At 65.3% G+C, this 13,881-nt stretch carries 11 protein-coding genes; 4 read left to right on the top strand and 7 right to left on the bottom strand.

Features of this window, described 5'->3' with window-relative positions; translation table 11 throughout:
* Positions 1 to 121: 121 nt before the first annotated feature.
* The gene (locus HBF25_RS19675) at positions 122 to 1,093 is read right to left on the bottom strand and encodes a hypothetical protein (protein WP_166951720.1); all 972 of its coding nucleotides are present in this window, start codon (positions 1,091 to 1,093) and stop codon (positions 122 to 124) included.
* A 267-nt stretch (positions 1,094 to 1,360) separates the two neighbouring features.
* On the opposite strand from HBF25_RS19675, the gene HBF25_RS19670 reads away from it, so the two are divergent.
* Positions 1,361 to 4,255: a bifunctional diguanylate cyclase/phosphodiesterase gene (locus HBF25_RS19670; protein WP_166951717.1), complete on the top strand. Its 2,895-nt coding sequence runs from the start codon at positions 1,361 to 1,363 to the stop codon at positions 4,253 to 4,255.
* 251 nt (positions 4,256 to 4,506) lie between these two features.
* Here HBF25_RS19670 and hslO read toward each other — a convergent pair whose 3' ends face one another.
* Complete coding sequence (gene hslO, locus HBF25_RS19665; protein WP_341778186.1) at positions 4,507 to 5,427, bottom strand: Hsp33 family molecular chaperone HslO; 921 nt, start codon at positions 5,425 to 5,427, stop codon at positions 4,507 to 4,509.
* A gap of 27 nt (positions 5,428 to 5,454) precedes the next feature.
* Between hslO and mtgA the strand changes: the two genes are divergently transcribed.
* Positions 5,455 to 6,261 (top strand): monofunctional biosynthetic peptidoglycan transglycosylase, encoded by an 807-nt coding sequence (gene mtgA, locus HBF25_RS19660; RefSeq protein ID WP_425483511.1) that lies wholly within the window; start codon positions 5,455 to 5,457, stop codon positions 6,259 to 6,261.
* Positions 6,262 to 6,354: 93 nt separating this feature from the next.
* Positions 6,355 to 6,783, top strand: coding sequence for a CBS domain-containing protein (locus tag HBF25_RS19655; RefSeq protein WP_166951712.1), 429 nt, complete (start codon positions 6,355 to 6,357; stop codon positions 6,781 to 6,783).
* Here HBF25_RS19655 and HBF25_RS19650 read toward each other — a convergent pair.
* On the bottom strand, positions 6,773 to 8,056 hold the full coding sequence (locus HBF25_RS19650) for an NTP/NDP exchange transporter (protein ID WP_341778182.1): 1,284 nt from the start codon (positions 8,054 to 8,056) through the stop codon (positions 6,773 to 6,775). The genes HBF25_RS19655 and HBF25_RS19650 overlap by 11 nt on opposite strands.
* 149 nt (positions 8,057 to 8,205) lie before the next feature.
* Between HBF25_RS19650 and HBF25_RS19645 the strand changes: the two genes are divergently transcribed.
* Positions 8,206 to 9,540, top strand: a complete 1,335-nt coding sequence (locus tag HBF25_RS19645; protein ID WP_166951707.1) for a serine hydrolase domain-containing protein — start codon at positions 8,206 to 8,208, stop codon at positions 9,538 to 9,540.
* A 217-nt stretch (positions 9,541 to 9,757) separates the two neighbouring features.
* Here the strand turns inward: HBF25_RS19645 and HBF25_RS19640 are convergent, their stop codons facing one another.
* From HBF25_RS19640 to gcvT, 4 genes are all read right to left on the bottom strand, one after another.
* A complete protein-coding gene (locus HBF25_RS19640) occupies positions 9,758 to 10,774 on the bottom strand; it encodes an energy transducer TonB (RefSeq protein ID WP_166951704.1) in 1,017 nt (338 codons plus the stop codon).
* A gap of 271 nt (positions 10,775 to 11,045) precedes the next feature.
* A complete protein-coding gene (metJ, locus tag HBF25_RS22595; protein ID WP_166951701.1) occupies positions 11,046 to 11,729 on the bottom strand; it encodes a met regulon transcriptional regulator MetJ in 684 nt (227 codons plus the stop codon).
* 435 nt (positions 11,730 to 12,164) lie between these two features.
* The gene (gene gcvH / locus HBF25_RS19630) at positions 12,165 to 12,560 is read right to left on the bottom strand and encodes a glycine cleavage system protein GcvH (RefSeq protein WP_166951698.1); all 396 of its coding nucleotides are present in this window, start codon (positions 12,558 to 12,560) and stop codon (positions 12,165 to 12,167) included.
* Between the two features lie 151 nt (positions 12,561 to 12,711).
* Positions 12,712 to 13,812: a glycine cleavage system aminomethyltransferase GcvT gene (gene gcvT, locus HBF25_RS19625; RefSeq protein WP_166951695.1), complete on the bottom strand. Its 1,101-nt coding sequence runs from the start codon at positions 13,810 to 13,812 to the stop codon at positions 12,712 to 12,714.
* Between the last annotated feature and the right edge of the window lie 69 nt (positions 13,813 to 13,881).

Raw genomic sequence — 13,881 nt, 5'->3', positions numbered from 1 at the left:
GACGCACCACATGGGCTGCTTTACTACGGAGCGCAACGTTCCAACCGGTCGCGCGCGAGGCGCGCTCCTACAGGAGCAGGTCACAGAAAAGGCCGCGGATTCGCGGCCTTTTTTTGGGATCTTAAAGATCCTGGTGGTACTGAACGTACGGCGTGCGTGACTGGTCGGGCTCGGTGAGCGTGGGCCCGCTGTTGGCCGGGCCATTGCCCGACGACCAGACATTCTGCGCACCCACCGACAGCTCACCCCGCCACGGCAGGCGGAAGGTGACGCCCAGGTCGATGGAGTTCCAGCGACGCTCCGGATTCAGGCCCGCACCCGGCTCCGGCTGCATGCTGCGGCCGGTGATGGTGCCGTAGAGCGGACCACGGTCGATGCCGAAGCTCAGTGCCTTCTGGTCGACGGCACCGACACCGAGCAGGTTGCCCGGCAGCAGGCGGATGCGGCCGAAGCTGGCACCCACGTCGATACCACTACGGCCGCCAAGATCGACGCGGCCATGCGCGTTGAGCTCCGTGCTGGACGAGAGCGAACCGAACGGCAGGCCCGAGAGCGTGGACATGCTGGGCAGCACGCGCGGCAGGGCCGGGCTGTTGCCCGACGGCCGTGTGGAGCCCACGCCGACACCCACGCTATAGCCCGAACCCCGCCAGGTGGCACCCACTTCGCTGCCGACGATGCGCGGCGGCGCACCCGGCGACGTGCAGCGGTCGCCATGGGAGCTGGCGGAGGCACCGCAGGATTCCGCGGAATTGATCCAGCCCTGGCCACTGATGGTGGCATGTGCCTGCACATCGGGGCCGAGGTCGTACTGCACGCCATTGGAGACGTATTGACCGGCCCCCAGCGGACGCGGCGCCAGCGGATTGGTGGGGTCGGGACGGTCGTCGGAGCGGACCGAAAGAGCCCGGCCATCCGGTGAACGCCAGAGGGGAACCGAGGAATTCTGGGGATCGGAGCTGCCGTCTGCCACGTCCGCAGCCACCGGCTCGGCATACAGGCGCTCGCCCGTGCCTTCCGGTGCCATGCCCACGCCACGGCCTGCCGCGATAAGCGGCACGAGCAGAAGCAATGCGGGCAAGGTTCGGCGCATGGAAACCATTGATCGGAAGCGGCTTGATGTCCCCCCGGACCCCGGCGCAAGCCGACGCCCGTGGTTGGGTCAGTGTAGCTCGTTTTACTTTTTACTAACACCCCGGGGAGGGCACCTTCAGGAATCAGGATAGCTGCCGTTTATGACCGTCCAGAGGGGTTGCAACGCTCAGGCGCAGGGCCCGTGAGACGGGTGAGGCCGGCCCGTCGCGCGACCGCCGCAACGCATATAGACTGAACCGACCACGACCGGGACCTACGTCAGGCGATGACTATCGCTCCATCCCAAAGCCACGCTTTGCAGACGGCCGGTTCCGGCGAGGTCGAGCCGTTGCATGACGCCGTCGAGCGCCTGTTGCGGGCCGCCGACGCCGAAGTCGTGCGTGGCGAATGCGAGGCCTTTGCCCGTTGCCTGCTGCCGGATGCCCGGGTGGACTGGCACGAGAGCATGCCCCCGGCCGGTGCCGGCGAGTCGGTGTTCGAGCTGGGCAACGACCCGCAGACCGACCGGACCCTGTTCCTGTCCATCCCCGAGCATGACGGCGGCACCTGGGCCGACATGATCGGCTGGCTGGGCCGCCTGGCCGGTGCCCGCCTGCGCCAGCTGGCGGAAACGGCCAACCTGTACGAGGCGATTTCCCGCCTGGCCCTGGCCGAGCGGCTGCAACGCGCGCTCTACGCCATCGCCGAGCAGGCGGGCGCCGAGCACAACATGCGCGACATGATGACGGCGCTGCACAGCATCGTCGGCAGTCTCATGTACGCCGAGAATTTCTTCATCGTGCTGTACGACGCCCAGAGCCGCACGGTGCGCTTCCCCTATTTCGTCGACTCGGTGGACGACGATCCGCCCGATCCGGAAACGATCCGCCCCATCGAGGCCATCGAGAACAGCCTGACCTGGCACGTGCTCCAGGGTGGCCGCCCCTTGATGGGCTCCAGCACCGACCTGGAACAGGAACTGCCCGGCCCCAGCGTGCCGATCGGCCCGCCCAGCGACGACTGGCTCGGCGTGCCCATGAAGCGCGGCGACGAAGTGGTAGGCGCCCTCGTGGTGCAGAGCTACCGCGACGACACCCGCTATACGCCCAACGACCGCGAGCTGCTCACCTATGTGGCGCAGCATGTACAGACGGCACTGGAACGCCGCCAGGCACACGAGGAACTGGAACGCCGGGTCACCACGCGTACGGCGGCCTTGCGCGAAGCCAACCGCGTGCTGCGCCAGCAGGTGCTGCAGCGCCAGCGAGGCGAGCGGTTGCAGGCCGCCTTGTTCCGCATTGCCGAGCTGGCGAACACCTCCGACAGCATCGAGAATTTCTACGCCGCCGTGCATCGCGTCATCGGTGGCCTGCTCTACGCGCGCAACTTCTATATCGCGCTGCTCTCCGAAGACCAGAACAAGCTGACCTTTCCCTATTCCGTCGACGAACTCGATGGTTCGCGCGAGCCGCGCGAACTGGGGCGCGGGCTCACCGAATACGTCTTGCGCAATGGCAAGGCCCTGCTGGCCGACCGTGCCGAGATCGACCGCCTCAACCGCGACCAGGTGCTCTCCACCACGGGCGCGCGTTCGCTGCACTGGCTGGGCGTGCCGTTGATCTGGAACGAAAAATCGATGGGCGTGCTCGCTGTACAGAGCTATTCGCCCGAGCACACCTATAGCGCGCGCGACCAGGAACTGCTGACCTTCGTCAGTTACCACATCGCCAATGCGCTGCAGCGCAAATACACCACCGAATCGCTCAAGCAGGCCTATGCCAGCCTGGAGCGAAGGGTCACCGAACGCACGCGTGCGCTGGCACTGGCCAACCGTGACCTGCGCGAGCAGATCGCCGAGCGCGAACGCGTGGAGCGTCGCCTCAAGTACGAAACCCTGCACGACTCGCTCACCGGCCTGCCCAACCGCACCCTGCTGCTGCAACGGCTGGAGCAGGCGCTGAACCACTACCGGGAGAACCCGGGCGAGCTGTTCGCGGTGCTGTTCATCGACCTGGATCGCTTCAAGGTCATCAACGATTCCGTGGGCCATCTGGTGGGAGACGACCTGCTGTTCCAGGTCGGCGGTCGTGTGCGCGCCTGCCTGAAGACGCGCGATGTCGTGGCGCGCCTGGGTGGCGACGAATTCGCCGTGCTGGTGGAAGGCATCACCGATCCGCAGGCCGCCACGCATATCGCCGAGCGCATCATCGCCCAGTTGCAGACCCCATTCCGGCTGGGTGCGAAGGAGATCTTCACCTCAGCCTCCATCGGCATTGCGCTACCCACGCCGGATTACACGCGTCCGGAAGAACTGCTGCGTGACGCGGACTCCGCGATGTATCGCGCGAAAGACGAAGGCCGTCACCGCGCCGCCGTGTTCGACGACCGGCTGCGTCGTGAAGCGCTTTCACTGCTGGAACTCGAAGGCGACCTGCGCCGTGCGCTCACGCGTAACGAGTTCGTGCCGTTCTTCCAGCCCATCGTCGACCTGGAAAACCAGCGCGTGGTGGGCTACGAAGCCCTGCTGCGCTGGCGCCATCCGGAACGCGGTCTGCTGCCGCCGGGCGAGTTCCTCGCCGTGGCCGAGGACACCGGCTGCGCCGAAGCCATCGACTGGCAGATCTTCCAGCAGGTGGCGCGCCAGACGCGTGCGCTCACGCGCGACGAAGGCTTCATCAGCATCAACGTGTCGGGCAGCCATTTCCGCTCGCCCGATCTCGATCAGAAGCTGCTCGACCTGCTGGCCCAGCACAAGGTGCCGGCCCGTTGCATTCGCGTTGAAGTAACCGAGCGCGCACTGCTGGAGAACCCGGCGCAGGTCAAGCGCATCCTCGAAAACCTGCGTGCGCATGGCGTGGGTATCGCGCTGGACGATTTCGGCACGGGGTATTCGTCACTGAGCTATCTGCATCAGTACCCGATCGAGACCCTGAAGATCGATCGCTCGTTCGTGACCGAACTGCCGGCCGAGGACAACGAGGCGCACAGCACGGCCGTGGTCCGCGCGATCCAGGCGCTGGCCAATTCGCTGCATATGCATGTGATTGCCGAGGGCATCGAAACGGAAACGCAGGTGAAGGCACTGCGGCGGATCGGTTGCCGGTTCGGGCAGGGGTTTCTCTTCGCCCAGCCGGCGCCGGCGAGCAAGTGGCTTGGGGCGCCGTTGTCGTTGGATGCGTGAAAAGCGGGTATCGCCCTGGACCGGTCGCGCGCAAGGCGCGCTCCTACAAGGCAAACATGTAGGAGCGCGCCTGCGCGCGACCGGCCCAGGGCGCCGTTGTGGAAACGATTCCGCACGCCACCAGTCCAAGGCTCCCTCGTAGGAGCGCGCCTCGCGCGCGACCAGTCCAGGGCGTAGCTGTAGGAGCGCGCCTTGCGCGCGACCTGTTCAGGGCGCAGCTGTAGGAGCGCGCCTCGCGCGCGACAGCCCGGCTACTGAAGCGTATGCGACACCGGCGGCGTATCGCCTTCGGTGAGCAATTGCCCTGCATCCACGCGGTCGAACAGGTACTTCGTGGCGCAGAACTCGCAGACGACTTCGATCTCGCCGTTACGCTCTTCCAGTGTCGCTTCCACTTCCTCGCGTCCCAGGTTGCGCAGCATGCCCTCTACGCGCTCGCGCGAGCAGGTGCAGCCGAACGCCAGCGACTTCGGCTCGTAAAGAAGCACCGTCTCCTCGTGATAGAGCCGGTAAAGCAGGTCTTCCGGAAGCGTCTCCAGCATCTCTGCCGTGCCCAGCGTGGAGGTAAGCATGCCGATACGCTCCCAGGCATCGGCATCCTCTTCGGCCGCGCTGTGACCACCCTCGCCCGGCACGGGCTGCAGCATCAGCCCCACGGCACGCTCGCCATCCGCCGCCAGCAGGATACGCGTGGGCAACTGCTCCGACCGGCTGAAGTAGCCTTCCAGCGCCTCGCCGATGTTCGCGCTGTCCGCGAGATCGACGATGCCCTGATAGCGGCCACGCTCGGCGCTGCCTACCGTGATCGCCAGCATTTCGTCATCCATGCTGGCCAGGTTCACGGCTTCACCGAGCGCATCGGCATCGAAGCGAGCCAGGCCACGCAGGCGACCACGGTCGGTGCATTCGCTGAACAGCAGGCGCACCGCGCCCTGGCTCTTGAACTCCAGCGAAAGCGAACCATCGAACTTGATGTTGCCCGTGAGCAGTGCACTGGCGGCCACCGTCTGGCCCAGCGTGTCGCGCAGGGCCTCGGGATACTCGGCGCGCGAGGCGATCTCCCGCCAGCTGGCGCCAAGCCGCACGAATACGCCGCGCACGCCCGCCTTTTCAAGCATGAAGCGGTGCAGGACATCGTCGGTCAGGGATGTGTGGGGGGTCGTATCGCTCACGGTGCTCTCCTCATGATCCGACGGAAGATGGGGCCTGCGGGGCCCGGCGACAAGCCCGCTCCCGCCGCGCCCCTATACTGCGCCATCCCCCCTTATCGTGTGCCCATGAGACCGAAGCCCCGCCGCCTGCTCCGCCTCGTCCTCCTGCTGGTTGCCTCCTGGCTGGCCCTGTCCGTGCTGGTGGTGTTCGTCCTGCGCTTCGTGCCGCCGTGGACCAGCTCGGTGATGCTCCAGGATCGCCTGACGGCCATGCTGGACGGCGACCATAGCTTTCAGTTCCGCCATCGATGGGTGCCCCGCGAATCCATCTCGCCTTACGTCGGCATCGCCATGGTCGCCGGCGAAGACCAGAAATTCCCCTTCCACCATGGCTTCGACGTGGACGCCATCCAGGATGCCATCGACGCCGCCGACGAGGGCAAGCGCCTGCGCGGCGCCAGCACCATCAGCCAGCAGGTGGCCAAGAACCTGTTCCTGTGGAACGGCCGCAGCTTCGTGCGCAAGGGACTCGAAGCCTGGTACACCGTGCTCATCGAAGCCCTGTGGCCCAAGAAGCGCATCCTCGAGGTCTACATGAACAGCGTGGAGCTGGGCGACGGCATCTACGGCGTGGGCGCCGCGAGCGAGGTCTACTTCCATACGACGCCCGATCGCCTCAATGCGACGCAGGCCGCGCGGCTCGCTGCCGTGCTGCCCAACCCGGAACGCTTCCGCGTGGATGCGCCCAGCGCCTACGTGCAACGCCGTGTCGCATGGATTCTCCAGCAGATGGGACAGCTCGGCGGCCCGGCCTACCTGGACCGCCCCGCGCCCGTCCGCGGACGCGTGCGCTGACGCCTTCACCTGTCGCTTACTCCGCCTGTCGCGCACCGCGCTAGACTGGGACTCCACGCGGCACTAGGCCGTGCACAGCCAGCGGAGTCGAGCATGCAGCAGGTCAAGCATCTCCTGGAGGCCAAGGGCAAGGGCGTATTCGCCGTGGCTCCCGACGCGCCGGTGATCGACGCGATACGCATCATGGCCGAGAAGAATGTCGGTGCCCTGGTGGTCATCAAGGGCAGCGAACTGGTCGGTATCGTTTCCGAACGCGATTACGCTCGAAAAGTGATCCTGAAGGACCGTTCCTCGCGCGAGACGCCCGTGGCCGACATCATGACGGCGAGCGTCATCACCGTCGCCACGGACACCACGGTGGACGAGTGCATGCGCCTGTGTACCGACAGCCGCTTCCGCCACCTTCCCGTGGTGGACAAGGGTCGCGTGGTCGGCATGGTGTCCATCGGCGACCTGGTGAAAGCGGTGATTTCCGAGCAAAAGGAAACCATCAACCAGCTCGAAAGCTACATCACGAGCTAGCGTCGTCGTTTTCCGGCAAGAGGTCGGGCGAGGTGGCCGCGCGTTTTGCGACGAACGCGGCCACGCCGGCCAGCCCCGCGCAGATCAGGCCCAGCGTCGCCACCGTGGCGCCCATGCCACGCAGCGCTGTAAGCCCCGTGGTGACCAGCAGGTCGCCGAGGCGCCATACGGTGGTCTCCACGAAGTTCTTGCCCTTGTAGCGATCGTCACGCGGGATGCGCGTGTACAGCGCATCGCTGGCCGGTTTGGTCATGCCATAGGTCATGCCGCGCGTGCCGATCTGCACGATCGTCACCAGCGACACGGCCCACCCGAACAACGCCACATCCACCGGTCCGTGGATGGCCAGCGCCACCAGAAGCAGGAAGTTCACCACCGACGGCAGCACCATGGCCCAGACCGCGCCCAGCCCACGCAACAGCATGGGCGTGATGGTGAGCTGGAGCAGCGCGCCGAACAGGTTGATCGCAAGATCCAGCCGCGCGTAGAACGCCGTACGTCCGGCGATATCGATGTAGTGCGTCTTCGTGTAATCGGCCATCAAGGCGTAAGCCACGGTGCCCACGCCATCGCTGAGCAGCATCAGCAGGGTCATGTTGCGCAGGAACGGGCGCGCGATCACGGCCTTCACGCCATCGAGGATCGAACCCCCGATGGGCGCGCCGCCACTGTGGTCGTTGGCGGTGGCCTTCGATGAGACGGCCAGCAGCAGTCCCAGGGCGAGCAGCAGGGTGAACGCGGAGCCCAGCAGCAGCGGAGGCACGCCGATCTTCGCGACAAGCAGGGACGTCGCCAGCGGGCCGACCAGGGCACCGGCCATGCCACCGAAGGCAATGAAGGGGAAGACGAGCCGGGCCTGCATGCTCCGGTAGACGTCGGCCATGACGCTCCAGAACAGCGACACCACGAACAGGTTGAACACGCTGACCCAGACGAAGAACACCCGTCCCAGGTTCACCGCGCCGATGCGATCCTGTGCCGAAAACGCGGGCATGAAGGCCACGAGGCACACCGCGAAGAACACATAGCTGCCACCGAGCACACGACGCCGGGGAAACCGCGAGACCAGCCACCCGAATACCGGTGTCAGCGCCAGCATCACCACGAACAGGATCGCGTAGAACACCGGCAGCGACGACGACCCCGCCGCGCCGATGAGCTGGTCGCGCACGGGGCGAATCACGTAGTAGGAGGTCATCACGAAGAAGAAGGCGATGACCGAGAGCGCGAGGGTGATCCCATCGCCCAGGGCGGCGTGTCGACGAGCGTTCACGGGGAGGGCCGGCATGTCCGGTGGAGGCGGGCAAAGCCTAACACGCGTTCACGGCTACGAATGCGTTGTCGCGAGGCCGGAACTGGCAGACAATCGAGGCATCCAGGTATTGATGGCGCGCTCCTGCGCCGGGCTTTCGCGAGATAAGCATGTCGTCGTTTCGTTCCGTTTCCCTGCTCGCCTGCGCGCTGACCGCCACGCTGGCCACCTCCTTCGCCTTCGCTGCACCGCCTCCGCCGAAGCCTGCCGTCGTCAGCAACGACCCGCAGTATGTGAAGCTGCCGCCGGAGCGGGTGAAGGAAACCATCGAAAACTACAAGCGCTGGCTCGACGAGGCCGAAGCGCGCGACGCGGCGCCGGCCCTGGTCACGGCCATCGTGGTGGATGACAAGGTCGTCTACGAGCGTGCCTTCGGCTACGCCAACGCGAAAACGAAAGAACCTGCCACCCCGGAAACCGTATTCCGCCTGGCTTCGCTGTCAAAGGCCTTCGCCACCGGCGTCACCGCCGTGCTGGTGCGCGCGGGTTTCCTCAGCTGGGATACCAGGCTGGTCGACGTGATTCCCTACTTCAAGCTCAAGGACATGCAGGCAGCCCAGCAGGCCACCGTGCGCGACATCCTGGGGCAGCGCCTGGGCCTGCCACGCAACACCTACGACGCGATGCTCGAAGCCGATGCGCCGTATGAGGAGCTGGTCCGCAAGCTCGACGAGGTGGATCTCTCGTGCAAGGTCGGCGCCTGCTACGGCTACCAGAACGTGGCCTTCAGCATGATCGGCGACGTCATCTACGCGCAGACGGGCGATTACTACTTCCGCCAGGTCGAGCGCCGCATTTTCACCCCATTGGGCATGACCACCGCCAGCTACGGCCGCGATGCGCTGGAATCGAGCAAGAGCTGGGCACGTCCGCACCGCGGCGGCCCGCATAACTGGATTCCCTACGAACCCAACGACGCCTACTACCGTGTCGCTCCGGCAGCCGGTGTGAATGCCAGCCTGCGCGACATGGAGCAATGGCTGATCGCGCAGATGGGCGGACGTCCGGACGTCCTGCCCGCGCAGCTGCTGGAGGTGCTACACGCACCGGAAGTATCCACGCCGGGTGAGGAACGCTCGCTGCCCTGGCGTCGCTCGCGCGTCACCGATGCGCATTACGCCCTGGGCTGGCGCGTGTTCCGCTACGGCAACGAAGACCTGATCTACCACGCCGGTGCCGTGTCGGGTTACCGCACCATGATCGGCTTCTTCCCCAAGTACCACGCTGGCGTGGTCAGCATGTGGAACGGCGCAGGCCCGATGCCCGCCGGCCTGATGCCCATGGTGTTCGACAGCCTGCTCGGCCTGCCGCACGTGGACTGGGCCGGCGTGGAAGGCCCCGCACACCCCGCCGCACCGGCACCGAAGGCCAAGGCCAAGGCGACGACGAAGTCCAAGGCCGCCCCGACCAAGAAAGCCGCCCCCAAGAAGAAAAAGAAACCCTGACCCGTTGTAGGAGCGCGCCTCGCGCGCGACCCGACAGGGCGACAACGACCAACAAAGCCTTGCGACGATCAGGCAGGAGACCCAACGGCCCGCCTGATGGTCGCAAGGCTTCTCCGTTCTATACGACATCCTGAGGATGTCGCGGACAAGGTCCGCTCCTACAACAGCACCGGCCGCTCACTCCCTGTAGGAGCGCGCCTCGCGCGCGACCTGCCGTCTATCGTCCCAGGTTGAACTGCAACCGACGGCGCAGGGTCACCACCATCGGCTCGCCGTTGCGCGTGGCCGGCTTGAACTCCCAGCGGCTGACGGCGTCGGTGGCCGAGCGGTCGAAGACGTGGCGCGGCTGAGAGTCGAGCACGGTGACATTGCTTACCGTGCCATCGGTGCCCACGGTCATCTCGATATCCACCCAGCCTTCCTGGTTCGCGCGCATGGCGGCCGTCGGGTAGCGCGGCTTGACCTGGTTGACGAGCACGGCATCGACGATCGCATCGCCTTCCGCGGCTTTCGCCACCGCGGGCGCCTGTGCCGTCGCACGCGGAGCCTGCGGTTGCTGTTGGGCCACACGTGCCGCCTGGTCACGCGCTGCCTGCTGCTGGCGTGCCTCGGCGGCCTGCTCCGCCGCCTGTTGCTTCGCTGCCGCCGCGGCATTCTGCTGCGCGAGCTGCTGGGCCTTCTGGGCGTCGAGCGCCTGCTGCTGCTCGCGGTCGAGCGTCTTGCGCTGGGCGTCCAGCTTCGAGCGCAGGATCGTGAGCGTGTAGTTTTCCGGGTCGGCTTTTGCCAGCAGGTCGATCTCGCGCTGCGCCTCGTTGAAGTCGCGCTGGTTGATCGTCTGCTCGGTTGCCGCCGCGCCGTAGGAGAACGTTTCGCGCAAGGCATCCACGGCCACGGGGTTACCCGGCTGCTTCTGCAACGCCTTCATATAGAACTCGAAGGCATTATTTCCTGCGGGCGCCACCAGGCGCTGTTCGTTGATGGCCGTGCGGGCCTCATTGAGGAGCTGATCGACGCTGAGCGCATCGACGTTGGCCAGGGGCGCATCGCGGTTGGTGGCAGGATGGGCAGCGGCCACCACCGTCGCCTCGTTGCCGGTGGCGTCGCGATACGGCTTGATGATGAGGAACCACGCGGCCACCGCCAGCGCCACGACGATGGCAAGCACGGCAAGGGTGACAGGCTGGATCGCGCCACGATCGTGACGGTGCAACGGAAGACGGTGACGAGGAACCATGGCGGTACGAACCTTTTCCGCAGGGACGCGCTCCCCCTGTAGGCAAGGCGGCGACCCCCCGGTCACCGCAGCGCGATACCGCTGAAAGGTAATCGTAACGGAGGTGTGAATCCAGCCCGGCGACCTAGGAGGTTTTCGGGGTGCGGCCTGGTTCGCGCTTTTCAAAAACGAAGAACCCCGGCATGGCCGGGGTCAAGTTTCGAAATACCTCTCCGCGCTGGGCACCGCGGAGAGGGAATTCGTAACGAGCTTTCTTATTAAAAGGTGACGCTTAGACCTTGGCGGCCTTGGCAGCACGCGGAGCGCGCGGAGCCTTGGCGGCCTTCGGTGCCTTGGCAACCTTGGCGGTACGGGTGGCGCGAACGACCTTGGCGCCGGCGGCCTTCTTGGCAGCGCGGGGCTTACGGGCGGTCTTGGTGGCGGTCTTCTTCGCTACGCGCTTGGTAGCGGCCTTCTTGGCGGTTGCCTTCTTGGCAACGCGCTTGACGGCGGCCTTCTTGCCGGCTGCCTTCTTGGCAACGCGCTTGGTGGCGGCCTTCTTGGCTACGCGCTTGGTGGCGGCCTTCTTGGCGGTTGCCTTCTTGGCAACGCGCTTGACGGCGGCCTTCTTGGCTACGCGCTTGGTGGCGGCCTTCTTGACGCCGGTCTTCTTGGCGACGCGCTTGGTGGCCGCCTTCTTGGCGGTACGCTTCTTGGCAGTGGCTTTCTTGGCAGTGGCCATAATTCGTCTCAGCTCCTCATCAGTTGGCAGTGGTTGCCCAGTAAAAGCATGGAGGAACGCTTCAACCAGCAGGTCGCTGTTTGTCGCGTGCCTCAAATTGTTCACCTGTCGGCGCGTACGTTCATCGGAAAGCAGTCGGAGCACATGCAGCGGAATCGAGACTGTGATCTTGCGAACCGATCCTGCTTTTGCACCGTGATCGACATACGGCCTGATGAATGTCTGTGTTTCCATTTCCGGGTTCCCCGTCAATTGACGCAAAAGCTATTCCTGAACATATCCGGTGTCAATAAATTTTGGCTCTAAATTGAAGGTCTTGCAGGTGCATATTCCCTGCTGAGGTTTCCTTCCACCATGGCCTTCGGCGTCATTTGGAATCACGCCACCGGGTAATCCGGCATTGCACCGGCATGTCCTGATGCAAGCAATGCGATTCAAGAAATGCCTTAAATAATGATGTTTCCCGTTAATCACTGGAATAACGCAATGCGCTCTCAGCGCATGCCCGCGCATCCCTCGGCCGCTGCCAGGCGGCCCCCCGGAGGACCACTTCCGGGGGATGAACGGAATACGACTGACCGGGAAAAAAATTTCCCGGCGGATGCCCTTCCGGACAAAAAAATGCCGGTCGAGGGACGACCGGCATGGGGGTCGAGCGCGTTTACGCGATCAGTGGTCTTCGTTCTCGACCAGTTCGGCGTACTCGTCCGGACCGAGCAGTTCGTCGAGCTCGGCCTTGTCGCTGATCTTCACCTTGAAGATCCAGCCCTCGCCGAAGGCGTCTTCGTTGATGGTTTCAGGCGAGTCGGACAGCACGTTGTTCACCGCGATCACTTCGCCGGACACCGGCGAGTAGATATCGGAGGCGGCCTTGACCGACTCGACCACAGCCGTGCCGTTACCGGCTTGCACGGAACTGCCCACTTCCGGCAATTCCACATACACAAGATCGCCAAGCTGTGCCTGAGCGTGGTCAGAGATGCCGACGGTGACGGTGCCGTCCTGTTCGACGCGCGCCCACTCGTGGGACTTCGCAAATTTCAGATCGCCGGGAATTTCGCTCATGGGGGTGCTCCTCGATGTCTCGGTACGGGGCTGCGGTGATTGTGGCGGCCAATTGTACCGGTCTGGGCGTGACGGGAAAGCTGGCGCCGGATGGAAAGAGAGGGAGTGGCCATGCCACTCCCTCCTGACTACATATATATACGTGTGTGGATCAGATGCCGGCCATCGGCTGGCCGTCGCGGACGAAGGGGAACTTCACCACGCGCACCGGCACCTCGCGGCCGCGGATGTCCACGCGGACATCGCCCGGCTCGCCGGCCGGGATGCGGGCGAAGGCAATGGACTTGTTGAGCGTGGGCGCGAAGCCGCCGGACAAAATCTCGCCGTCGCCGTTGGCGGTGAGCACCTTCTGGCCGTGGCGCAGCACGCCCTTGTCGTCCATGACCAGGCCCACCATGACGCGCTTCACGCCGTCGGCCTTGTGCTGCTCGAGCGCGGCGCGGCCGATGAAGTCGCGACCTTCGTCGAGCGAGATCGTCCAGGCCAGCGCGGCTTCCCACGGGGAGACGGTTTCGTCCATGTCCTGGCCGTAGAGATTCATGCCAGCTTCCAGGCGCAGGGTGTCGCGCGCGCCGAGGCCGGCCGGGGCGACACCGGCATCCTTGAGCAGGTTCCACAGTTCGACCACGCGGGTGTTCGGCACGACCACTTCGAAACCGTCTTCACCGGTGTAGCCGGTGCGGGCCAGGAACAGCGGCATGCCATTCGGGCCTTCGGTTTCGATGGCGGCGAACTTGCCGAGCTTGCCGGCCTTCTCCTGGACGTCGGCCGGCAACAGGCCGATCAGCTTCTCGCGGGCGTTCGGACCCTGCACGGCGATCATGCCGAATTCCGGACGCTCGCGGACCGACACGCCGAACGCGGCGGCCTGTTTTTCGATCCATGCGAGGTCCTTCACGCGCGTGGCGGCATTCACCACCAGGCGGAAGAAATCTTCGCGGAGGAAATAGACGATGAGGTCGTCGATGACCCCGCCCTCCTCGTTGAGCATGCAGGTGTACAGCGCCTTGCCCGACCTGGTGAGCTTGTCGACGTTGTTGGCGACGAGCTTGCGGAGGAAGTCGCGGGTCTTCTCGCCGGTGAGGTCGACCACGGTCATGTGCGACACGTCGAACATGCCGGCATCCTTGCGCACGGCGTGGTGTTCCTCGATCTGGGAGCCGTAGGCGATCGGCATGTCCCAGCCGCCGAAGTCGACCATGCGGGCGCCGAGCTCGCGGTGGGAGGCATTCAGTTCGGTCTTGTCGGTCATCGTCTTACCTTGAAGGGGATGGCGGGCGAAGCGGTCGACCATTATCGGGCCCTTGGGGCACAAGGCCAA

The sequence above is a fragment of the Luteibacter anthropi genome (assembly GCF_011759365.1).
Taxonomy (GTDB): domain Bacteria; phylum Pseudomonadota; class Gammaproteobacteria; order Xanthomonadales; family Rhodanobacteraceae; genus Luteibacter; species Luteibacter anthropi.
Note: the sequence above shows the minus strand (reverse complement) of the source record. Positions and strands in the feature narration are given on the sequence as shown.